We start from the raw sequence: 20,749 nt of genomic DNA on the forward strand, positions 1-20,749 counted from the left end.
CCTTATCTTTGCAGCCCGTTTAACATGAGACGCAATTCGCTCATATTAAAGGATTTATAAACACTTATACAGCAGAGATGCTGCAACACTATGAAAAAGCACAATAGGAACAATCGCGACGGTAAGCGCCAAACAGGAGGATCCTCTTCCCGTCCCCAAAAGTCTTCAAACTTCCGTTCTCAAGGCAAACCGAGAAGGACTGATAATAGATTTGGAAATGCCGACAATGACAGGGGGAAAAATACCAATCCTGATTTTTCACCTTTAAAGAAATACCGAAAAGAAACGTCTTCCCCTCAACAAAACGACAAGGAAAACGATACATCATACAAGACCGTTTACAAGGGCCGGGGCAAAGATCAAAAGCCTGTCTTTGGAAACGAAAGGGTCAGCGATCCCAACACTCGCTTCAAGAGCGGCAAATTCAAACAAAACCGTTTTATCAAAAACAACCGTTTTGAACAAGAAGAAAAGCCAGAGTATAATCTGAAAAAGGTCAAGCCGCAGCTTGCCAAGCCCACTAGTAGCGAGATCAGACTAAACAAATACATCGCCAATGCTGGCATCTGTTCTCGAAGAGACGCTGACAAGCTAATCGAAAAGGGTGAAGTCAAAGTAAATGGTGAAGTCATCACGGAACTTGGCTACAGAGTACTCCTCACGGATAAGGTCGTCTATAAAGGAAAACTTATCAATCCCGAAAAGCCGGTTTATGTTCTCCTAAACAAACCCAAGGATTTCATCACCACCACCGACGACCCGATGAACCGTAAAACGGTCATGCACTTGGTTTCTTCGGCATGTGAGGAAAGAATCTTTCCTGTGGGAAGGCTCGACAGGAACACCACTGGGCTCTTGTTGTTCACCAATGATGGCGAATTGGCGGCGAAACTTTCCCATCCAGCGGAAAAAGTAAGGAAGATCTACCAAGTAACACTGGACAGTCCCATTACCAAAACCCATTTTGAGGAAATCGCCGAAGGCCTTACCTTGGAAGACGGCCTGGTCAATGTGGACGATATTCAAATCCTCTCGAAGGACCGAACCATTTTAGGACTGGAGATTCATGTCGGCAAAAACAGGATCGTCAGAAGGATTTTCGCTCATTTAGGCTATGAAGTTGTCGCATTGGACAGGGTGACCTATGCCGGCCTAACCAAAAAAGACCTTTCCAGGGGAAAATGGAGGTTCCTGACCGAAAAAGAGGTCATCAACCTGAAATTCATGAAAAAATAACGCCGCCAAGCTTCAATCTTTATAGGAAACTGTATCAATAGAGGAGACCCTTGATTTGGTACAGTTTTTTTATGTCTTGGCATGAAGGATAAGAAACTTGCATTCAGTTTAAACCCTGTTTTACAAAATGCTGCTATCCACATTTTGGTCAGCTTTCCTCTCCTAAATTACCATCACATTTTACTGTCATTTCATGACATCAATAATTTCTTCCCATATCCATCTCTGCAAGCCCCTATTTTTGAAAAACATTTTTCATTCAATAAACGTCATTAATCTATCATCAACATCTATAATATAATTTTTGTAATAAAAAACATGGTTTTTACCGTCTATAGATAAAATAATATTACTTATTACCTTCACATCAGAACATTTAGCAATGTTCATTATTTATAGATGGGGAAGCCGAAAACCATTTTTTAGAGTAGGCAAAATCTTTTAACCATAAAAAACCATGGATCTTATCACAAACTTACTTGATGTTGTTCTTGGTCTATTGTCTAGCCTTTTGGGCGGACTTTAATCAAGAGCATTACACTGGACTTGACTGAAGCAATTCAGCCAAAGGACACCGTAAAACAAGGCTGCCTTCATTTCGGAGACAGCCTTATTTTTTTTAGGAAAGTTTTTGTTAACTTAAAGAACACTAACATCCGCACATATGAGAGCCATCTGGAACGACCAAGTGATTGCCGACTCTGACATGACGATTATGATCGAAAACAATCACTATTTCCCCCCTGCCTCCATCAAAAAAGCATTCTTAACACCCTCAGAAACCACCTCATCCTGCCCTTGGAAAGGAGAAGCAAGTTACTTTGACATCTGTGTCAATGGAGAAATTAACAAAGACGCTGCTTGGCACTATTACCAACCCAAAGAAGCTGCCGTAAAAATCAAGGGGTATTTTGCCTTTTGGAAAGGCGTTAAGATCATGAGATAAACCACATGGAAAACTATGACGCTATCGTTTTGGGAGCAGGCCAATCAGGAATGCCCTTAGCAAAGAAAATCAGCAAATTGGGCCTGTCGGTCGCATTGATTGAGAAAAGGGTCATTGGCGGCACCTGCATCAATGACGGATGTTCCCCCACCAAGACCATGGTCAGCTCGGCACGTGTCGCGCACATCGTCTCCAGAGCTGCCGATTTCGGGACCATCCTTCCCCACTACCGCATTGATCAACGTATCGTCAAAAAAAGGAAAGATCATATCGTAGAATTGTTCAGGGGTGGGGCTGAAAAAAGCCTTCGTAAAAATGAAAGCATCGACATCCTTATGGGATCGGCGGCATTTAAGGACAGCCGCACCATCCAAATCACCTCGGACACCGGGGAGATTTCTTTCATAAGCGGTACTAAAATATTTATCAACACTGGATCTGAACCCCGAATCCCTGAAATCGAAGGACTTGCCGACACTCCATATCTTACCAGCACCACGATCATGGAGCTGGAAGAGACGCCCGAACATCTCTTGATCATGGGAGGGGGCTATATCGGACTGGAATTTGCCCAGATGTTCAGCAGGTTTGGCAGCAAAGTCACCATCATCGACCGAGCAGAAAGACTCGTCCACAAAGAAGACGAAGATGTCTGTAAAGAAATCTCTCAAATCTTTTCGGAAGAGGGAATTGACACCCTTTTCAATGCGGAAGTCAGAAAAGTCTCCTATCAAGACGGGTTTAAGCTGACCACCGAGACGCCAAAAGGACTGTTGGACATAAAAGGGTCTCACTTGCTGGTGGCCACAGGAAGAATCCCCTCCTCTGCCCATTTAGGCTTGGAGAACACCCGGGTGAAATTGACCGATAAAGGATTCATCCAAACAGATGACTTTCTCCAAACAAGCGAAAAGCACATCTATGCTTTAGGGGATGTCGCCGGAAGTGCGCCCTTCACCCATATCGCCTACCATGATGCACACATTGCCTTTCAGCACGCTTTTAAAGAGAATGCGGTTTCGAAACACGAGAGGCTTGTGCCGTATTGTGTATTTATCGACCCACAGCTGGGCAGAATTGGCCTTAATGAGCAGGAAGCCCAAGCCAAGGGCATCCCTTATAAAACTGGTAAATTCCTAATGAAACATGCTGGCAGGACACTAGAGGTGGATGAGACACGCGGCTTTTTCAAGGTCCAGGTAGACCCCGAGTCAAAGAAAATCCTTGGAGCCACCATCCTGAGCCTCGATGGAGGAGAAATCTTGGCCACCCTACAGATGGCCATGGTAGGAGGAGTCACCTATGATACGATTGCCACTTTGCCCATTGCACATCCAACGTTGGCGGAAAGCCTGAACAATTTGATGGGGCAAATTGAATAAAAAAGGTCATTGCCGGGAAACCCCTCCGGAATGACCACTATCAAATCGCGCTTTCTGCATTAGGGCATCGCCTCTGCCAGTGCTTGGCTCTCAAACTCACCTTTCAGCTCAATGACCATAAAATCATCATCGTCATCTCCCCCGATCATCAGCACCAGATCACTCAAAATATCGTTCCCTTTGCTATAAATGATTACTTGGCTGTCTTTCTCGGACATTTCCATCATCAGATCGTATCTTTCCTTACGAAGACCTTTTTGAAGGTCCATAAAATCGGACTTCGAGAGATTTCTTCCCACAGGAAGTTTAAAGAACTTCATCCTGTCCACTGATTTGGCAATGGTGGCCATTCCATCTTCGCCAAAATCAAAGTCAAGCCCATCGGCAAAATCAAAAAAGCTCCCCGCCATATCCAAATGAAAAAACTCCTCATTGTCCTCGTACTTTTTATAGAGAGCATCTACACTTTTACTCTGGGCAAAGGCCATGCTGCCAACCCCCATGAATACCAATATGATCAAAATCCGTTTCATAGTTTAATTGTTTTAATGTTAGGTAATCGACTATTTATTTTTTTTCTTTCCTGAACCGTACTCGTTCATCCCTGGCAAATCGGTTTTCTCTGCCAACATATTCAAATCCTGATAGGTGAAATTCCCCAGCATGCTCAGCAAAGTGAATTCGCTATTAGAGCCTGAAATCATCAGCAGCTCCACCACCTTACCGCCTTCTTCTCTGACCATAAATTTCAAGCTGCTTTCCTTGTCTTGGACATCCATAAGGTCCTCGTACTTATTACGTGTCAGGGTACCCATCGCCTCTTTATAGAGCGCTTTACCGTCCACCTTTTCCCCGCTAAGGATCCGGATTCCTTTCACCTTTGAAATCAACTCTCCCATTTCCTTGGCGTCCTCGTCATCTCCCTCTTGGGCAGAGGATTTCAGAAAACCACCTGCCATCTGCATCATCTTTGGGCTGATATACACCCTGGAAAAATCATCCTGCTCCATGTACTTGGAGAAAAATTTCACGATAGCATCATCCTGCGCCTGCGCCACAGAAGCCATCATCATCAACACGATTAAACTGATCCACTTTTTCATTTTTCCTCCTCTTTGATTTCTTTGATGTTAAATAATTCATTTGTCGTCCCCAGGTGTTTGATGTCCTCCAACGGCTTCATCGATGATGTCCCCTTCTCCATATTTTGCTGGATCAAGGCCAAGACCTCCACGACTTGGTGATATGCCTCTTCCTCCTGCACCCTTTTCTGTTGCTCAAAGAAAAGCCAACCCAAAGCCAGGAAAACGACCACGATCGCCGCCACTTTCTGCCAAGCCCCTAAGCCACTTGTCATCCTTGGCGCTGCCTTGGGTGAGGGCTCATTTTGCGCCATCTCCTCCAGCCCCAGGATCATCATCCGCTCTTCCTCAAATCCAGAGGATTGCTTCAAAAGCTCCTTGAGACGCCGCTCTTCTTCAAGACTGGTATTGCCTTCGTAATACCTGTCCAATAATGCCTTGATTTGTTCTTCCATCATTTCCGCTGATTTGTTAAAAACGACTGCAGCTTTTTCCTCGCCCTGAACATATTGACTTTCACTTGATCCATGGAAATGTCCATATACTCTGCGATCTCTTCGTAAGTCAACCCCTCCACTTCCCTGAGCTGGAAAACCTCCTGTTGCTTTTCAGGAAGCTCTCTTAGAAACCTAAAGACCAGCTTCACCGCCGGGGAAACTTCCTCCGTTTCGGCTACAGGAACCTCAGGAATTTCATCCTCAGCTTCTATCACCACCCACTTTTGTCTTTCCCTTAGCTTCTGTAAGCTTTGGTTTTTGACCACCTTGACCATCCATCCAGTTGGATTTTCCATTTTTTGAAGCACTTCTCGTTGGTGCCAAGCCTTTTCCAGCGCCTCCTGCACCGCATCTTCGGCTTCATCCCTGCTTTTGAGCCAGAGATAAGCCATGCGGTAAAGTTTGCTTCGCAAGGACCAGATATATGCTTCAAAAAATGTCTTCATTTATGTAGGTAATGATCCTAAATAGTAAATGTTACAGGTTGGATGAAAATATTTTAAAAATAACCGAAAAAAACCTCAACCAGAAAACGTTGGATGAGCAAATTCACCCTGGGCTTCCCCCATGGCTAGAAAGTGTCGAGGCTGTGTCAAAAGTCCTCGTCATTGCGATTCCGATGGATATCGGAAGAAGCAATCTCGTCATACGTGCAATGAAAGCACATCGAGATCACTTCACTCCGGTCGTGATGACGGATTATTTATGAGACAGCCTCTTTGTGGCATTTTTTCACCCGTGGTTTTGCCATTATGGAAGCTGGCAGTTCCCAACTTTTCCGCTTGATCCCTAGTCTCAACTTTTCCGACCAGTCCTGATCCTGGATCAAGCCATATTTCTGGGGGGGCGAGGGATTTCCGACCAGTCCTAAGGATTGGGGAGTGGAGAAAAACTCCTCTTTAGGGGAATTTCTTCCTTTGACGTTGTCACTTTTTTCCTGCAGGTGAAAAAAGGACAAGGAAGTACCGGTGACACCTGCCATACGTCTTGATGAAGGAGCAATCGAAAGTTTCTTTTTGGAGCTTTGGGGATAGAAACGTCAATCATTCATCATTACCTCCATCTGGCCAGCCTTTCCCCAGTTTTTCTGCTTGACCCCTGATCCTCCATCTTCCTTTGGAAAGCTTTCCAAATTCACCCCCTTAAAATAGGCTGCTTTCAAACAAAATAGATTAATTTTAAATTATCATTACAAATGGTATGCATGCGTACTAATTGGTTAATTTGTATAAAAGATGAAGCAAACAGACAATAAACTCATGAAAACAGCCATAAAAACAGTAGCAACCATCACTTCAGCAAAGGGCATAAAAAAAGCCTTGAATTTCTTCAAGGCTTGTGGTGATGAGTGGGCTCGAACCACCGACTCACGGATTTTCAGTCCGATGCTCTACCAACTGAGCTACATCACCGTTGTAAAGTGATGCAAAGGTAGGTAAATGTTCTTTTGATGCAAACCCATGAGACAAAAAAATTACAACAATTTTAACGAAACAACTTTAATTTATTCACTATGAGTATTTTACCCCAGGTAATTTTTTTCGTGATTTTTGCCGTGGCAGGATATATACTTTACAGAAGGATTTCCTTTCTGAAGCGAAATATCATGCTGGGCAAAAAGGAAGAAAGGAATGATCAGCCTGCAGAAAGATGGAAGACCATGCTGTTGGTCGCCTTTGGCCAACAAAAGATGTTTAAGCGCTGGCTGCCCGCATTTCTCCATTTTCTGGTGTACGCGGGCTTTATCATTATCAATTTAGAAGTTGCGGAATTCATCATTGACGGATTTACGGGCCATCACCGTATCTTTGCACCATTTCTGGGCGGCTTCTATACCTTCGCCATGAATGCATTTGAATTTCTAGCAGTCGGTGTGTTGGTAGCTTGTGTGGTCTTTTTGATCAGAAGGAACATCACCAAAGTGCCGCGCCTCTCCATGAAGGAACTCAAGGGATGGCCCGCCATGGATGCCAACTTGATTTTGATCATCGAAATCTGTCTTATGATGGCCATTCTCAAGATGAATGCGGCAGACCAGATCCTGGCTTCCAGAGGCGTGGAACATTACACTCAGCTGGGAACACTTTTCTTCAGCAGTTTATTAACACCGATATTAGAAGGCTTCAGCACCCCGTTTCTAGTGTTTACTGAACGGGCGGCTTGGTGGTTCCATATTGTGGGCATCCTTGGTTTTGCCATTTATGTCACGTACTCCAAGCACCTCCATATTTTCTTGGCTTTCCCCAATACCTGGTACTCCAAGCTCCAGCCCAAGGGCGAAATGGCCAATATGCCTGAAGTTACCAATGAAGTCAACATGATGCTGGGCATCCCCACGGAAGGCAGCAATGAACCGCCTGCCGAAATTGGCCGCTTTGGAGCCAAGGACATCAATGACCTCAGCTGGATCAACGTCATGAATGCGTACTCCTGCACGGAATGTGGGCGTTGTACTGCCGAATGTCCGGCAAATCTCACGGGCAAGAAACTTTCCCCAAGGAAAATCATGATGGACGTCAGGGACAGGGCCGAAGAAGTTGGGAAAAGTCTGGACAAAGGCGGCAAAGGGCTGGATGACGGCAAAACCTTACTGGGCGACTATACGACCGCCGAAGAAATCAATGCCTGCACCAGCTGCAATGCTTGTGTGGAAGCCTGTCCGGTAAACATCGATCCACTCTCCATCATCCTGCAGATGCGGCGCTACGTGGCCATGGAGGAAAGCGGCTCCCCTGCCCAATGGAATGCCATGTTCCAAAACATGGAAACCAGCTTCTCCCCTTGGAAATTTGCGCCCACGGACCGTTTCAACTGGGCGGAAGCTGTAAAGGACGAAGAAATAAAATAAAAAAAGAACGAACCGAACAATATGTCAAATTACAAAGTGCCTACCATGGCAGAAATGGCCGCCTCAGGCGAATCTCCTGAAATCCTCTTTTGGGTAGGTTGTGCAGGGTCATTTGATGATCGCTATAAAGCCGTCACTCAGGCTTTCGTAAAGATCCTCAATAAAGTCGGGGTCAGTTTTGCCGTGTTGGGCCCAGAAGAGACCTGCACAGGAGATCCTGCAAGAAGGGCCGGAAATGAGTTCCTTTTCCAGATGCAAGCTGTCGCAAACATCCAAGTGATGAACGGCTACAACGTCAAAAAGGTCGTCACCGCCTGTCCGCATTGTTTTAATACCATCAAGAACGAATATCCTGCGCTAGGGGGAGAATACGAAGTCATCCACCACAGCCAATTCCTCCAATCCCTGATAAACGATGGAAAAATCGTTATGAAAGGGGGGGGAGAATTTAAAGGCAAAAAAATCACTTTCCATGATTCCTGCTATCTCGGCAGGGCAAACAATGTCTATGAAGCCCCTCGGGAGATCATCAAGGCATTGGACGTGGAACTGGTAGAAATGAAACGGTGCCGCACCAAAGGGCTGTGCTGCGGTGCAGGAGGTGCCCAAATGTTTAAGGAACCCGAACCTGGCAATAAAGACATCAATGTCGAACGAACCGAAGAAGCACTCGGTACTGGTGCATCTGCCATTGCCGTAGGCTGTCCATTCTGCTTAACCATGATGGCGGATGGTGTCAAAAATAAGGAAAAAGAAAGTGACGTAAAGGTCGTTGATCTGGCAGAACTCATCGCCAAGGACCAAGGGCTGGACTAGAGTAGGGCACATAATGAAACGGATAAGGTAGATGGCAGCTGGAATGCGGAGCCAAACCGCAAGTGTGGAAACGCGGTACTTGAGCACCATAATGCTAAAAACCTGTGGATGTCAGCATCCTTCCAGGCCTTTTTATCGTTCTATGTAAAAAGACGCTTTGCATCCAATATGCTTTGCTTTATATTTATTAATTGAATAAAAAGACTTCAAACGATTATGTATATGCCATTTGAAACCATGCCTGACACTGCAAGGGTATGGATATATCAAGCCAACAGGAAGTTTACCGAAGAAGAAAAATCACTTATCGGCTCACGGCTGACGGCATTTTGCAACCAATGGAACACCCATGGCAACCGCATGCCAACTTCCTTCGATATAAAATACGATCAATTCATCATCCTCTCTGTGGACGAATCCCAGCTGGGGGCGAGCGGTTGTTCCATCGACAGCTCCGTGCGAACACTGCGTGAGCTTGATGAGGTTCTGCACGTCAACCTTTTGGACCAAGGAAAAATCTCTTTCATCAATCAAGATGAAATCACCATTAGCAGTCTCAGCCAAATCAAAGACTACATCCAAGAAGGCCAACTCACCTCTAACACCCAAGTCTTTAACCCTACCGTCCAACGGAAAGAGGACCTCAAAGACAAATGGCTAATCCCTGCAAGAGAGAGTTGGTTAGGCAGATATTTTAGCAACTAATTATTTTAAAAGTTATATATTAGAGGAAATACATATAGATGACAGCCTGACTTTATGATGAAAAATTGTTTTCTGAGTGTTCTTTTTATTTTCCTTTTTTTGGTAGGATGTACCAGTCTCCAGCAAAAAGGAGAGAAACAGTTTGCGGCTGGCGAATACCAAATGGCCATTGGCACTTTTTCCAAGGTACTCGCTGACAATCCCGACGATAGTGATGCAAACTATTACGTCGCCGAGAGTTACCGGCTGTCCAACCGCATCGAAGCGGCACTTCCATATTATGATAAGTTGCTGGAAGAGGAAGGGTCTTTTGAAAATTACATGAAAAAAGCCAAAAGCCTTCGCGACCAAGGGGAATATGAAGCGGCAGCGGCAGCTTACGCCCAAGCCAAAGAACATACTTCCAGTGATTCCCTACTGGCTTTGGCCGAGTGGGGCGAAGAAAACATGGCCCAGATCCAGTCCATCACGGATTATTGGCCTTATCATGAACTTCAGAATTATGAATTGCTCAACACCTCTGGCATTGACTATGCACCGGTGGTGAGTGAGAATTTCCTGTATTTCACCAGTTCCAGGCGTGCCAGCGGAGTGTATCCGGCCACTGGGCAAGGCTACACCAAGCTCTTTCGGACCCGAGCCAATGGGGTAAAAGTAGACGTACAAAATGTACAGGCATTGCCAGAGTTCAGGAATGAAGAAAACCTGAACCAAGGGGCCATTGCCATCAGCCCGGACGGCAATACCATCATTTATGCCCGTGGAAACAGCCTGAGTAAAAAAGACCTTCCAGAGGTCAACCTATTCATCAGCTATTTCAGGGGAGCCGGCTTTACAGATCCTATCTGGATGCCCGTAAATGAAGATCAAACGTATTGGAACTCCACCCCTGCCTTCAGCTTGGATGGGGAGACGCTGTATTTTGCGTCAAACAGACCCGGAGGCTACGGCGGTATTGACTTGTACAAAGCCACCAAAATGGCCAATGGAGATTTTGGTGATCCTCAAAACTTGGGCTCCGCCATCAACACTCCGGGCAACGAAATGTTCCCACGTCCGATGGGAGAGCAGTTATATTTCGCATCTGACGGTCATCCGGGTTTTGGCAAACTGGACCTTTTTGTTGCAGAAGCCAAAGATGGCCAAACTACCGTTACCAACCTTGGCAAAAACATCAACTCTGTCAGTGATGATTTTGGTATTTTCTTCACCAACTTCCCGAAAGAAGGATTTCTCAGCTCCAATCGAGAGGGCGGAGTCGGTGATGACGATATTTACTATTTTCAGGACAACACCCCCAAACCAAAAGTGGTCAACGTTTTCCTGAACGTAAAAACCTTGCAGAACACTGTTGAAGGCGAATCGGTACTTCCCAATGCCAGGGTGGCCCTCTACGACAGCACCAAGCAAACAGTGGGCGGGGACTTCTCCAATGAACAAGGTCGCCTAAGGTTCCAGCTGGAACCCAATGCTGATTTCACCTTGATCGCCTCCAAAAACGGCTATTTCACCAAAAGCGTGCCCTACAGCACCATCGGTAAAACCCCGGCACAAGAAGACCTCATCCAAGATGTTACCAATATCACCTTGGACACGACCATCGTCCTGGATCAACTGGAACTGGAGAAAGCCATCGTCCTCGAAAACATCTATTATGACCTGGACAAGGCCGACATCCGTCCGGATGCTGCTGTAGAACTGGATAAACTGGTCAAAATCCTTCAAGACAACCCTGAAATCCGGATTGAGTTAAGTTCACATACCGATAGCCGGGCAAGTGATGAATACAATAGGGACTTGTCGCAGCGCAGGGCCCAATCTGCTGTAGATTATATCATTTCACAAGGTATCGCCAAAGACAGGTTGGTGGCCAAAGGTTATGGTGAAGACCAGCCGGTGATCGAAAATGCGCAGACCGAAGAAGAACACCAGCGCAACCGACGTACCGAATTTAAAGTCATCGAGATCGAAGAATAATTGGTGTTGTCGGTTCTGAGGTTGAAAAGTTATAATCTAGGGAAGGTTAAAATTTTTGAACATTGAAAGTTTAATCGTTCCTCAGCCGTTTATTGTGGTATTGCTTTTAGGGACTTATGGTTTCGATCATAATAGAGGCAAAGGTTCCAGCTCTTGGATGCCGTTTTAACACCCTACAAGAGCTGGATACCGTCTTCTCCGATCTTTGCGCTTCTCCCTTACGTTTCTCTCTTCATTTCCATACGATTCCGGACTTCGCCACCTTGTTTACCTTTAAAACCTTCCATCCTTTCAACTATATTTCTTGCCAAAATCCTTAACTTTACGGCAACATTAACCAAGTCATTAATCTGATGGACGAAAGATATATGCAACGGGGCGTTTCCGCCTCCAAGGAAGACGTGCACAATGCCATATCCAATTTGGACAAAGGGCTTTATCCGAAGGCTTTTTGTAAAATTGTGGAAGACACCCTTGGCAATGACCCCAATTACTGTAACGTCATGCATGCTGACGGCGCTGGCACCAAGTCATCCTTGGCATATCTCTATTGGAAAGAAACGGGCGACTTAAGTGTCTGGAAAGGCATTGCCCAAGATGCCATCATCATGAATACCGACGACCTGCTATGTGTGGGCGCGGTCAATAACATTTTGGTATCCTCCACCATCGGAAGGAACAAAAACCTGATCCCCGGCGAGGTGATTTCGGCCATCATCAATGGTACCGAAGAAGTTCTCCAAATGCTTCGGGACAACGGCGTCAATGCCGTGCTCACGGGCGGTGAAACTGCAGATGTGGGGGACTTGGTCAGAACGGTTATCGTGGACAGCACCGTCACTTGCCGTATGCGCAGGGACGAAGTAATTTCCAATGACAACATCAAACCGGGCGACGTTATCGTTGGTTTGGCTTCTTATGGGCAAGCCAAATACGAAGACAGCTATAACGGCGGTATGGGCAGCAATGGCCTCACTTCCGCCCGACATGATGTGTTTAACAAAGTCCTGAAGACCAAATACCCAGAGAGTTTTGACCCATCGGTACCGGACGATTTGGTGTACACTGGAAAATACAACCTTACCGACCCGGCTCCTGAAACCCCGGTAAATGTGGGTAAACTGGTCCTTTCTCCTACACGAACCTATGCTCCGATCATGGTGGAAGCCCTTAAGTATCTCCGGCCACAAATCCACGGATTGGTTCATTGCAGCGGGGGAGCCCAGACCAAAGTGCTCCACTTCGTAGACAATGTACACGTGGTAAAGGACAATCTTTTCGAGACTCCTCCTTTGTTTAAGATCATTCAAGAGGAAAGTGGTACCGACTGGAAAGAAATGTACAAGGTATTTAACATGGGCCATCGAATGGAGGTCTACCTGGAAGAAAAGTACGCGGAAGAGATCATTGACATCGCTGAATTTCACGGAGTAGATGCTCAGATCATCGGTCGTGTGGAACCATACGATGGCAAAAAAGTCACCATCAAAAGTGAACACGGTACATTTGAGTATTGATCCTCGTTGACATGCGAAAATTCCTTCAAATATTGGCCTGGACGACAGGCCTTTTCCTATTGCTGGCCATCACGCTGCTTACCACGGTGGACTGGACAGACCCGAAGGAGCAAGATTATTATAAAAAGACGGTGCAGGCTGTTTCGGAACTCCAACCCACCCCTTCGGCTGGCGATGCATGGCTAGCGGGATGGGCGCAAGTCAATGTCACCCCTGATCAACCCGTGGACCTGGTAGGTTACAAACCCAGGGGCGCCTATGATTTTGTCCTGGACAGTAGCTTCGTCAAAGCCATCGTAGTCGGCAATGGAGATCAGCGAGTTGCTTTTTTAAACTATGAACTGCTCATCGTCCATCCGGTCTTGGCCAAAACCGTGGAAAAGACCATCAAGAATGCTGCGCTTCCGGTGGATTTGGTCTATTTTACAGGCACCCACACCCACAGCGGAATGGGCGGCTATATGCCCGGAATCATGGGGAAAATTGCCTTTGGAGGATATGACGAGAAGGTCGTTAACCTGCTTGCTGAAAAGTCGGCCCAAGCAGTAGAAAAGGCCCTGAAATCACAGGATACGGTAGCGGTCACATATCAAAAATACAGCGCCCCCCAATTCGTAGGCAACAGGTTTATCCCCAATGGACCTATTGATCCATTTATCCGCCAACTGGTCTTCACCAAAGGTGATGGCACAAAAGGCACCCTCTTCACCTACACCGCCCATGCCACCTGCCTCAACAGCAAGTTTATGGGCCTTTCAGGCGACTACCCCTTTTACCTGACCCAGGATATGCTGAATGATTATGACTTTTCCATGTTTGCCGCCGGAACTGTGGGAAGTCATCAACCTTTGGCACCTGGAAGGGAGCCCAAAGACATTAAAGCTTATGCGCATCAATTGGACAGTTTAATGGAACAGCCTCCACTTTTGCGGGATACCGTCCAAACCAAGCGTTTAACCTTAGGCACCCTTGTGCCCCAACTCCCAGAAGCCACCTACCGGATATCAGACAATATCCGACTGCGGCCTTGGGTGTTCAACAACCTCTTCGGAGACACCAATGCGCATTTTGACGTGGTCCAATTGGGCAATACCTTGCTGATTTCCTCCAGTGGAGAATTATCGGGAATGTTTTACAAAAAATGGGAAGCCCTTGCCAATCAAAAAGGCCTAAACCTGATCATCACGTCTTTTAATGGTGGCTACATGGGGTATATTGTCCCCGATCAATATTACCATCGTTCCTATTTTGAGGCCAGGGACATGAACTGGTTTGGCCCCTACAGTGGTTCCTACTATGACATGATCATCACCAAGCTTATTCAGGCTGCGGATTAACTTCCAGCACCGCTGCTGGCTTCTTGAATTTCAATATTGGCATCCGGGCAGGGTAGTCCTCTGGTAATGCTTTCCTCTTCAGCTTATAATCCTGATTTGAAGGAAGCGGATGAATGGGAAAGTTGTGGTCAACTACATCAGCATGATCATCCATTTCATATTGCTTCGCCGCAAACAATATGTCCCCAAAGCCCAACCCCTTCACAGCGGCCACTTTAAGACTGTCCGTATTAAGTGGCTTTACCTCCAAATCAAAGGGCGCTGCAAAAACATTTTCAAAAGTTGATTGGTCTTGGGCGTATAAATTCCCTCCCGCCAAAAACAAGAGAAACACGATCAGCTTGCACGTTGCTTTCATTGCATAAGTATTTAGTTCACTGCAATTTACAAAAAACGAACCGACCTACAGAGGTGTAATATGTTAAAATTTGTAGGATCAAGCCGAAAAGTTGGGGGCATTTTACTCCATATTGAAAACTGCCATTTCCCCCAGGGCAAACACTTTTAAACTATTAGTAATGAGGTGCCAGTTTGAATTAAAGAACTTCAAGGGGCAAAAAGCGATTTCCCTGATGGTTATCAACATTTAGTACTAATCTCGTGTAAAGGAGCTATCATCCGTGCCGCTGGCACTCCTTCGCGAGGTTAAGGAGCGCTTGAGTTCCTGCGGATGAATCCGCAGGTTACAAAATTTATCGTGCCGATGGCACTTTGTCCCGATTTATCCCTTGGAAACCGCAGTAGCCTATGGTGCCGAATGGCGGAATAGCTTGAAAGAATGATTTGTTGATTTGGATCGTACAAGCCGTCGCAGCTATCTGCTCATGTATAGTGGTTGGCTTGGTTGAGATTAAAAAACCCTCAATATATTCGTTAGCAACTGAGCATCCTGCCTAATCCGCCCTTGGCGGAGGGCCATATAGAAGGTGCAGGTTGTCACCTGCACCAAAAATGATTACACACAAAAGGGTAAGTTCCGTAGGAACGGCAGATATAAATGCAAATAGGAACAATTTTTTTAAAGGCGTTTGCCCTGTGTAAGAAGTCCATCGTCTTTACGGTATGATATTCTATTTCTTAAGACCATGTCAACATTCATCCCCCCAAAAAATTGCTTGATCCAAATTGTTGCTTCTTTTTGAAATGCTGAATGTAGACGGTTTGCTTGTTGCATCCGGATTGTTTTTTAAGGATCACGCCTCTTATGTCAGCAACTGATGGCCAGCCGCATTCAGCCGAATGCTCCATGAATTAAGCACAATGGCCTTACTGCCTGCTTGACTTCTGTAATACGACAGCCTTGATCCACCCCGCTTTAAATACCATTTCCTCCATTTGCTGCCAACCGTGCTTTTGGAAAAATTGATGATAGCGGGGCAAGTTCTTACGTGGGTTTGCGGTAACCAACCTAAAAAACCAAATCATCATCCACTGAAGCCAGCGCATGGATGGTCGGTCAAAAAAATCCACCAAAATCCATCGAGCAGAAGGTTTAATCCTATCATTGATAGCCTTAAACAAGCCGTCAATCTGCCTATCACCCAACACATCCAACAAGTACTGGGTGATAACCCAATCAAACTGCTGGGCGGGCAACAGGTCAAAATCTGTTTGATGCAAAAAAACCACCCGATCCAATTGCGCAGCGGTAAGTTGACCCTTTGCTTTTGACATCATTTTCTGGGAGGCCTCCACAAAAAACACTTTTCCTTCCGCCCCTACCTTTTCGGCCAGCAGGGATAGGTTTTCGCCCGTACCTCCACCTATATACAACACCCGGTCACCTGCCATGACGTATTCCAGAAAAGTGAATTTACTTTCCCTATGCGTTTTCCCCAACACAACCATGGCCAGTTGGTCATAAAAAAACGCTACTTTATCGTACAGGTTTTTCTTCATGCTTAAAGGTAAGGTTCCGAGCTGGAAAGCTGGAAGGTTTGCATCGTAAAGAAGTGGGACATTGACTTTCTAATGGACGAAATGTAGGATATTTGATTTACTGTCACACAATTAATGGATGAAAATCCGCATAATTTGTGGACAACTCTTTAATTGTTAGTATTATTGGTACGATAGTGGATGTAAACACCATCCATATTCACTTTTAACCCAGATACCGTATGAAAAATTTACTGCAGTCCTTTTCCAGCATCAAATCACTGATCAAGAACATCGATTTTGCCAAGCTCAACCAGCTTTCCCAAAAAGTAGATTTAAATGAAATGGTAGGCATCGTCTCCCAGATGAGCGAGTCAGACCTGGCCAAGATGATGAAAATGATGAAGGGTGGTGGCAAAAAAAGGGAACTACCTCCGGTAAATGGAGATTTTTATTCCTTGGAAAAAACCCTTCCTCCCCACGAGCAGGAAATTGTGGCAAAAGTCCGTGACTTTATGGAAAAAGAAGTCCGGCCCATTGCAAACGAATACTGGAACAAGGGACATTTCCCGATGCATATCATTCCTAAAATGGCCGAATTGGGCATTGCGGGATTAACCTATAAGGGGTATGGCTGCCCCGGCCATTCTGCATTATTGGAAGGCTTCTTGGCCATGGAGATGGCCCGGGTAGACACCTCTATTTCCACCTTCTTTGGGGTTCAGTCCGGCTTGGCCATGGGATCCATCTACGTCTGCGGCTCGGAAGAGCAAAAGCAGGAATGGCTGCCCAAGATGCAAAAAATGGACGTCATCGGTGCCTTTGGGCTGACAGAACCAAAGGTAGGTTCGGGCGTAGCCGGTGGCTTGACCACTACTTGTAAGCGCGAAGGAGACGAATGGGTCATCAATGGCCAGAAAAAGTGGATTGGCAACGCCACCTTTTCCGATATCACCGTCATCTGGGCCAGGGACTTGGATGACCAGCAAGTCAAGGGATTTATTGTCCGCAAAGACAACCCGGGATTCCATCCTGAAAAGATCGAAAATAAAATGGCATTGCGCACCGTCCAAAATGCCCTGATCACCATGAAGGACTGCCGCGTACCGGAAAGCGACCGCCTGCAAAATGCCAATTCCTTTAAAGACACCTCCGAAATCCTCCGGCTCACCAGGGCAGGAGTCGCCTGGCAAGCGGTGGGCTGTGGTCGTGGGGCCTATGAAGCGGCGCTCCGCTACACCAATGAACGAAAGCAGTTCGGAAGGCCCATTGCCGGATTTCAGCTGGTGCAGGACTTGCTGGTAACGATGCTGGGCGACCTCACCGCCATGCAGACCATGGTCTATAGACTTTCCAAAATGCAGGATGCTGGTGAACTCAAAGATGAACACGCCTCCCTTGCTAAGGTGTTTTGTACCTTGCGGATGCGGACGATTGTGGATCATTCCCGAGAGCTCTTCGGCGGAAATGGTATCCTACTCGAATATGACATCGCCCGCTTTGTGGCCGATGCCGAGGCCATCTATTCTTATGAAGGAACCAAAGAAATCAATTCCCTCATCGTGGGGAGAGCCATTACCGGTCATAGCGCGTTTGTGTAGTAATTTTTGGCCCGCGCAAAAGGTTAGGGATTAGTATATTTCGAATACGGTGTAACTTGATTTACACCACCGATAGATTCTGATAAACACAGATATGATAATCGATCCATTTCATATCTGTGTTTTTCTTTTACGCCTTTGTTTTTCAAAAATGGGTTCTAGGACTTGTCCAGTAACCGTAATAAGCTTCAGAAGCACCTGTTGATTTCAAAAAAGAAAAGGCAATTACGTTCTGCCATCTCCTACCCACTTCTAACAAACTGCTCTGGGCCTAGCCTTTAACCCTCAGGCGACTAAGAAGAGTACAAATGGGAGTAAATAGGCCGCGTCGATTTGGCGCCTTACGGCTTCTTTGCTGCGCTTGGGCTGAAGAAACGCACTGACATGGATCAAAAACATGATCAGTATGATGATCAAGTAGATGTAATAGAATGATCCCAATACAAAAAACATTCCCAGCAAATACACCAGTTCCACCCACATCAGTCCTGTCAAAAGGCTATGCGTCATGGGAATTCCCAATACACTGACAATGGAGCCCATGTTGTCCCTACTGTCACTATCATAATCCATATAGGCCAATAACAGTAAGTTAAACCAGGCCATCAAAAAATACCCGAAGGCAAAATACCAAAACACCCTCGGGATGCCTTCGTTCGTAAATCGAATCATCGGCACAAGGGTAATTCCAGCAGTATACAGGGCCGCGGTAGTTATTTCCTTAAGGATAGAAACCTTTTTCCCGAAGAATTTCATAAACACGATATTACCAATGATGACCGTCCCCAGCAGCATCCCAAAGGTCATCAAGTGGGAAAATTTGATAAAATCAAAGGCTAAAATCACTGCGGTGATTACCACGAGCACCAACCAAATCAATAGCGTGTTGAAATTGACTTGATGAAACAAATGCCTGGCAGAACTGGCTTTTCCTTGGATATTGCGGGCATCCATCAGGTGATCAAACGTATAAATCCCCCATACAGCCAGGGCCATTAGCGCATACACCACAGGGGTAAAGCTTAGCTCCAAGAGGTGTTGAAAAAAATAGAGGCCCGCACAAGCCCCAAGCACCACATCCAGTGAAAGCCATTGGATATAATTATAATATTTCTTGAGTCCGTGTATTTTCACAAACATAAATATACAACTCAAGGAATAGTTTTGGAATGATTCCCTATATTTAACACCATTGATTTTACATGAACACCAAAAAAACCACTAAAATGAAAAAGATTCTTCTGAGTCTCCTAATGCTCACTTTTATTGCCCTTCATGTCCATGCCCAATCCCCTATTAAAGTGGCCTGTGTCGGCAACTCCATCACCCAAGGTCCCGGCAGAAACCATCCCGACAGCTGGCCGCTGCTGATGCAAGAAGTTTTGGGAGATGACTATCTGGTCAAAAACTTTGGCGTAAGCGGCAGGACCCTGCTCAAAAACGGGGACTATCCCTATTGGAATGAGCCGCAATTTCAGGAAGTACAAGACTTTGCTGCAGACATCCTGGTCATCAAACTGGGCACCAACGACTCCAAGCCCCAAAATTGGAAGTATAAAGATGAATTTGTCCAGGACTACATCGACCTGATCAATGTCTTCAGGGAAAACATGCCCGATGATGGAGAAGTATATGTATGCATCCCGGTACCGGTATTCAAAGATAATTTCGGCATTACCGAGAGTGTAATGGTGGATGAAATGCGGCCCATGCTCAAGGAAATCGCCAAGGCTACCAATGCCAAAATGATCAACCTGTACAAACCACTCAAAAAGCATGGCGATCTGTTCGCCGACGGTGTCCACCCCAACAAAGAAGGAAACCTCTTGATGGCCGAAGCGGTCGCGAAAAAGATTAAGTAGTTGGAAGAGGAAGCAGGTTAGCGCTTTGAAGGTTTTATCTCTCTCAGGGTCGCTAGTGTATGAAGATGTACACTAGCGACCCTGAGAGCAATTCATCAAAATATGGCTGCTTTTACATATTCTTTTGTCCCAGTTTTTCCACCTTACCCAACCATTTTTCTCTAAACTTATCCTTTGAAAGTCTTATGGGGCCAATACAGGTGATCCTTACCTTCTTCACGCCTATGAAGTTCAATGTACCCCGTTTCATGGCAATATGGCTGGGACTTCCGTTGATCAACCGGTAATACCAAGGTGGTTGGTCCACTGTACAAATGATTCTTGCTGTTTTTCCTGTCAGTAGTTTGTCCCACAGTAAGGAATCCTTTCTTTTCTTAAAGGCAAAACCCGGCAACAGGATACGGTCCAAGAACCCTTTCATTATAGCAGGCACGGATCCCCACCAAACGGGATACACCAATACCAAATGATCCGCCCATTTCAGCTTCTCCTGCGCATCCAATAAGTCTGGTTCAAGTGCTGTTCGCTGTCGATAACCATACTGTAGATTAGGATTGAAATCCAGTTCCCTGATTTGGATTTCCTTGACTTCCGCTCCTGATTTTTCAGCGCCTGCCTTATAGGCCGCTGACAAGCCAACACTATAACTCTCCTTGTCGGGATGTCCGTTGATGATCAGTATATTTTTCATACGATTTAAAAAATAGTTTTCAATTTGCTTTCCACTGGAGTACTTGTCAAGTTGGGCACCTCAAAGAACTTGTATAAAATAAAACATGCTGGCACCGATAAAAAAACCGAGCAAATAGTAAACGTGGCGACACTTAAAGACAGCGCCATGGCTCTAGCGCCTACGGCTCCTATATCAGGAACGACTTGATCTTGCTGGGCTAAAAGATAGTTGTATACAGATTGCCCATAGTCGTAAAACCGTGTGCTTGTTTCATAACCTAGCCAAGTGGGATAAAACCATTTTCTTATGGGCTCCCACCATTTTCCCCATATCGATGTAGGTGATACGATGTTTCTTTCCATTTTCACTTCTTTTTTTTCAAAAGTCGTGTT

At 45.7% G+C, this 20,749-nt stretch carries 23 protein-coding genes and 1 tRNA gene; 12 read left to right on the forward strand and 12 right to left on the reverse strand.

Annotated features, from left to right (window positions below; translation table 11 throughout):
- Positions 1-90: 90 nt before the first annotated feature.
- The 3 genes from ECHVI_RS03485 (at position 91) to ECHVI_RS03495 (ending at position 3,564) form a co-directional block, all read left to right on the forward strand.
- A complete protein-coding gene (locus tag ECHVI_RS03485; protein WP_015264562.1) occupies positions 91-1,236 on the forward strand; it encodes a pseudouridine synthase in 1,146 nt (381 codons plus the stop codon).
- Positions 1,237-1,900: 664 nt separating this feature from the next.
- Positions 1,901-2,182 (forward strand): DUF427 domain-containing protein, encoded by a 282-nt coding sequence (locus tag ECHVI_RS03490; RefSeq protein ID WP_015264564.1) that lies wholly within the window; start codon positions 1,901-1,903, stop codon positions 2,180-2,182.
- A gap of 5 nt (positions 2,183-2,187) precedes the next feature.
- Entirely contained in the window at positions 2,188-3,564 is a 1,377-nt protein-coding gene (locus ECHVI_RS03495) for a mercuric reductase (RefSeq protein WP_015264565.1), read from the forward strand.
- 59 nt (positions 3,565-3,623) lie between these two features.
- Here ECHVI_RS03495 and ECHVI_RS03500 read toward each other — a convergent pair whose 3' ends face one another.
- Genes ECHVI_RS03500 through ECHVI_RS03515 form a run of 4 tightly spaced genes read right to left on the reverse strand, consistent with a single transcriptional unit; the run spans position 3,624 to position 5,589 of the window.
- Positions 3,624-4,097, reverse strand: a complete 474-nt coding sequence (locus tag ECHVI_RS03500) for a DUF4252 domain-containing protein (protein WP_015264566.1) — start codon at positions 4,095-4,097, stop codon at positions 3,624-3,626.
- A 30-nt stretch (positions 4,098-4,127) separates the two neighbouring features.
- Entirely contained in the window at positions 4,128-4,667 is a 540-nt protein-coding gene (locus tag ECHVI_RS03505; protein WP_015264567.1) for a DUF4252 domain-containing protein, read from the reverse strand.
- On the reverse strand, positions 4,664-5,104 hold the full coding sequence (locus ECHVI_RS03510) for a hypothetical protein (RefSeq protein WP_015264568.1): 441 nt from the start codon (positions 5,102-5,104) through the stop codon (positions 4,664-4,666). The genes ECHVI_RS03505 and ECHVI_RS03510 overlap by 4 nt, the downstream gene beginning before the upstream one ends.
- Positions 5,101-5,589 (reverse strand): RNA polymerase sigma factor, encoded by a 489-nt coding sequence (locus ECHVI_RS03515; protein WP_015264569.1) that lies wholly within the window; start codon positions 5,587-5,589, stop codon positions 5,101-5,103. Before ECHVI_RS03515 ends, ECHVI_RS03510 begins: the two co-directional genes overlap by 4 nt.
- 38 nt (positions 5,590-5,627) lie before the next feature.
- Here ECHVI_RS03515 and ECHVI_RS03520 point away from each other — a divergent pair, with 38 nt between their 5' ends.
- Positions 5,628-5,852, forward strand: coding sequence for a hypothetical protein (locus tag ECHVI_RS03520; RefSeq protein ID WP_157501192.1), 225 nt, complete (start codon positions 5,628-5,630; stop codon positions 5,850-5,852).
- Here ECHVI_RS03520 and ECHVI_RS03525 read toward each other — a convergent pair.
- The 3 genes from ECHVI_RS03525 to ECHVI_RS03530 form a co-directional block, all read right to left on the reverse strand.
- Entirely contained in the window at positions 5,847-6,125 is a 279-nt protein-coding gene (locus ECHVI_RS03525) for a hypothetical protein (protein WP_015264571.1), read from the reverse strand. The genes ECHVI_RS03520 and ECHVI_RS03525 overlap by 6 nt on opposite strands.
- Positions 6,126-6,182: 57 nt before the next feature.
- Positions 6,183-6,305, reverse strand: a complete 123-nt coding sequence (locus ECHVI_RS24220; protein WP_281168850.1) for a hypothetical protein — start codon at positions 6,303-6,305, stop codon at positions 6,183-6,185.
- Between the two features lie 177 nt (positions 6,306-6,482).
- Positions 6,483-6,555 (reverse strand) — tRNA-Phe (locus ECHVI_RS03530).
- Between the two features lie 101 nt (positions 6,556-6,656).
- Here ECHVI_RS03530 and ECHVI_RS03535 point away from each other — a divergent pair.
- From ECHVI_RS03535 to ECHVI_RS03560, 6 genes are all read left to right on the forward strand, one after another.
- Positions 6,657-7,991, forward strand: coding sequence for a 4Fe-4S dicluster domain-containing protein (locus ECHVI_RS03535; protein WP_015264572.1), 1,335 nt, complete (start codon positions 6,657-6,659; stop codon positions 7,989-7,991).
- A gap of 21 nt (positions 7,992-8,012) precedes the next feature.
- A complete protein-coding gene (locus ECHVI_RS03540) occupies positions 8,013-8,807 on the forward strand; it encodes a (Fe-S)-binding protein (RefSeq protein WP_015264573.1) in 795 nt (264 codons plus the stop codon).
- 222 nt (positions 8,808-9,029) lie between these two features.
- Entirely contained in the window at positions 9,030-9,512 is a 483-nt protein-coding gene (locus tag ECHVI_RS03545) for a hypothetical protein (RefSeq protein WP_245553422.1), read from the forward strand.
- A gap of 54 nt (positions 9,513-9,566) precedes the next feature.
- Complete coding sequence (locus ECHVI_RS03550; RefSeq protein WP_015264575.1) at positions 9,567-11,489, forward strand: CHU_0125 family OmpA-like outer membrane integrity protein; 1,923 nt, start codon at positions 9,567-9,569, stop codon at positions 11,487-11,489.
- Between the two features lie 353 nt (positions 11,490-11,842).
- Positions 11,843-13,006, forward strand: a complete 1,164-nt coding sequence (locus tag ECHVI_RS03555; RefSeq protein WP_015264576.1) for an AIR synthase related protein — start codon at positions 11,843-11,845, stop codon at positions 13,004-13,006.
- Between the two features lie 11 nt (positions 13,007-13,017).
- On the forward strand, positions 13,018-14,343 hold the full coding sequence (locus tag ECHVI_RS03560) for a neutral/alkaline non-lysosomal ceramidase N-terminal domain-containing protein (protein WP_015264577.1): 1,326 nt from the start codon (positions 13,018-13,020) through the stop codon (positions 14,341-14,343).
- On the opposite strand, the gene ECHVI_RS03565 is transcribed toward ECHVI_RS03560, so the two are convergent.
- Together ECHVI_RS03565 and ECHVI_RS03570 are read right to left on the reverse strand one after the other, a co-directional pair.
- A complete protein-coding gene (locus ECHVI_RS03565) occupies positions 14,324-14,701 on the reverse strand; it encodes a hypothetical protein (RefSeq protein ID WP_015264578.1) in 378 nt (125 codons plus the stop codon). The genes ECHVI_RS03560 and ECHVI_RS03565 overlap by 20 nt on opposite strands.
- Positions 14,702-15,609: 908 nt before the next feature.
- A complete protein-coding gene (locus ECHVI_RS03570) occupies positions 15,610-16,242 on the reverse strand; it encodes a class I SAM-dependent methyltransferase (RefSeq protein WP_015264579.1) in 633 nt (210 codons plus the stop codon).
- A 221-nt stretch (positions 16,243-16,463) separates the two neighbouring features.
- Between ECHVI_RS03570 and ECHVI_RS03575 the strand changes: the two genes are divergently transcribed.
- Entirely contained in the window at positions 16,464-17,822 is a 1,359-nt protein-coding gene (locus ECHVI_RS03575) for an acyl-CoA dehydrogenase family protein (protein ID WP_015264580.1), read from the forward strand.
- A gap of 285 nt (positions 17,823-18,107) precedes the next feature.
- Here ECHVI_RS03575 and ECHVI_RS03580 read toward each other — a convergent pair whose 3' ends face one another.
- Positions 18,108-18,962: a hypothetical protein gene (locus ECHVI_RS03580; protein ID WP_015264581.1), complete on the reverse strand. Its 855-nt coding sequence runs from the start codon at positions 18,960-18,962 to the stop codon at positions 18,108-18,110.
- 86 nt (positions 18,963-19,048) lie between these two features.
- Between ECHVI_RS03580 and ECHVI_RS03585 the strand changes: the two genes are divergently transcribed.
- Complete coding sequence (locus ECHVI_RS03585) at positions 19,049-19,684, forward strand: GDSL-type esterase/lipase family protein (RefSeq protein WP_041739375.1); 636 nt, start codon at positions 19,049-19,051, stop codon at positions 19,682-19,684.
- Between the two features lie 112 nt (positions 19,685-19,796).
- On the opposite strand, the gene ECHVI_RS03590 is transcribed toward ECHVI_RS03585, so the two are convergent.
- Together ECHVI_RS03590 and ECHVI_RS03595 are read right to left on the reverse strand one after the other, a co-directional pair.
- Positions 19,797-20,375, reverse strand: coding sequence for an NAD(P)H-dependent oxidoreductase (locus ECHVI_RS03590; RefSeq protein WP_015264583.1), 579 nt, complete (start codon positions 20,373-20,375; stop codon positions 19,797-19,799).
- Between the two features lie 5 nt (positions 20,376-20,380).
- Positions 20,381-20,719, reverse strand: coding sequence for a hypothetical protein (locus ECHVI_RS03595; protein ID WP_015264584.1), 339 nt, complete (start codon positions 20,717-20,719; stop codon positions 20,381-20,383).
- Positions 20,720-20,749: the final 30 nt, after the last annotated feature.

It is taken from the genome of Echinicola vietnamensis DSM 17526, assembly GCF_000325705.1.
In the GTDB taxonomy this organism is placed as follows: Bacteria; Bacteroidota; Bacteroidia; order Cytophagales; family Cyclobacteriaceae; genus Echinicola; species Echinicola vietnamensis.

Excerpts from the sequence above, each read along its gene's own strand:
- ECHVI_RS03590 (WP_015264583.1), bottom strand. The coding sequence starts at position 20,375 with ATGAAAAATATACTGATCATCAACGGACATCCCGACAAGGAGAGTTAT.
- ECHVI_RS03575 (WP_015264580.1), top strand. The coding sequence starts at position 16,464 with ATGAAAAATTTACTGCAGTCCTTTTCCAGCATCAAATCACTGATCAAG.
- ECHVI_RS03550 (WP_015264575.1), top strand. The coding sequence starts at position 9,567 with ATGATGAAAAATTGTTTTCTGAGTGTTCTTTTTATTTTCCTTTTTTTG.
- ECHVI_RS03535 (WP_015264572.1), top strand. The coding sequence starts at position 6,657 with ATGAGTATTTTACCCCAGGTAATTTTTTTCGTGATTTTTGCCGTGGCA.
- ECHVI_RS03565 (WP_015264578.1), bottom strand. The coding sequence starts at position 14,701 with ATGAAAGCAACGTGCAAGCTGATCGTGTTTCTCTTGTTTTTGGCGGGA.
- ECHVI_RS03540 (WP_015264573.1), top strand. The coding sequence starts at position 8,013 with ATGTCAAATTACAAAGTGCCTACCATGGCAGAAATGGCCGCCTCAGGC.
- ECHVI_RS03545 (WP_245553422.1), top strand. The coding sequence starts at position 9,030 with ATGCCATTTGAAACCATGCCTGACACTGCAAGGGTATGGATATATCAA.
- ECHVI_RS03585 (WP_041739375.1), top strand. The coding sequence starts at position 19,049 with ATGAAAAAGATTCTTCTGAGTCTCCTAATGCTCACTTTTATTGCCCTT.
- ECHVI_RS03570 (WP_015264579.1), bottom strand. The coding sequence starts at position 16,242 with ATGAAGAAAAACCTGTACGATAAAGTAGCGTTTTTTTATGACCAACTG.
- ECHVI_RS03580 (WP_015264581.1), bottom strand. The coding sequence starts at position 18,962 with ATGTTTGTGAAAATACACGGACTCAAGAAATATTATAATTATATCCAA.
- ECHVI_RS03595 (WP_015264584.1), bottom strand. The coding sequence starts at position 20,719 with ATGGAAAGAAACATCGTATCACCTACATCGATATGGGGAAAATGGTGG.
- ECHVI_RS03555 (WP_015264576.1), top strand. The coding sequence starts at position 11,843 with ATGGACGAAAGATATATGCAACGGGGCGTTTCCGCCTCCAAGGAAGAC.
- ECHVI_RS03505 (WP_015264567.1), bottom strand. The coding sequence starts at position 4,667 with ATGAAAAAGTGGATCAGTTTAATCGTGTTGATGATGATGGCTTCTGTG.
- ECHVI_RS03525 (WP_015264571.1), bottom strand. The coding sequence starts at position 6,125 with ATGGCAGGTGTCACCGGTACTTCCTTGTCCTTTTTTCACCTGCAGGAA.
- ECHVI_RS03560 (WP_015264577.1), top strand. The coding sequence starts at position 13,018 with ATGCGAAAATTCCTTCAAATATTGGCCTGGACGACAGGCCTTTTCCTA.
- ECHVI_RS03490 (WP_015264564.1), top strand. The coding sequence starts at position 1,901 with ATGAGAGCCATCTGGAACGACCAAGTGATTGCCGACTCTGACATGACG.
- ECHVI_RS03510 (WP_015264568.1), bottom strand. The coding sequence starts at position 5,104 with ATGATGGAAGAACAAATCAAGGCATTATTGGACAGGTATTACGAAGGC.
- ECHVI_RS03515 (WP_015264569.1), bottom strand. The coding sequence starts at position 5,589 with ATGAAGACATTTTTTGAAGCATATATCTGGTCCTTGCGAAGCAAACTT.
- ECHVI_RS03485 (WP_015264562.1), top strand. The coding sequence starts at position 91 with ATGAAAAAGCACAATAGGAACAATCGCGACGGTAAGCGCCAAACAGGA.
- ECHVI_RS03500 (WP_015264566.1), bottom strand. The coding sequence starts at position 4,097 with ATGAAACGGATTTTGATCATATTGGTATTCATGGGGGTTGGCAGCATG.
- ECHVI_RS03495 (WP_015264565.1), top strand. The coding sequence starts at position 2,188 with ATGGAAAACTATGACGCTATCGTTTTGGGAGCAGGCCAATCAGGAATG.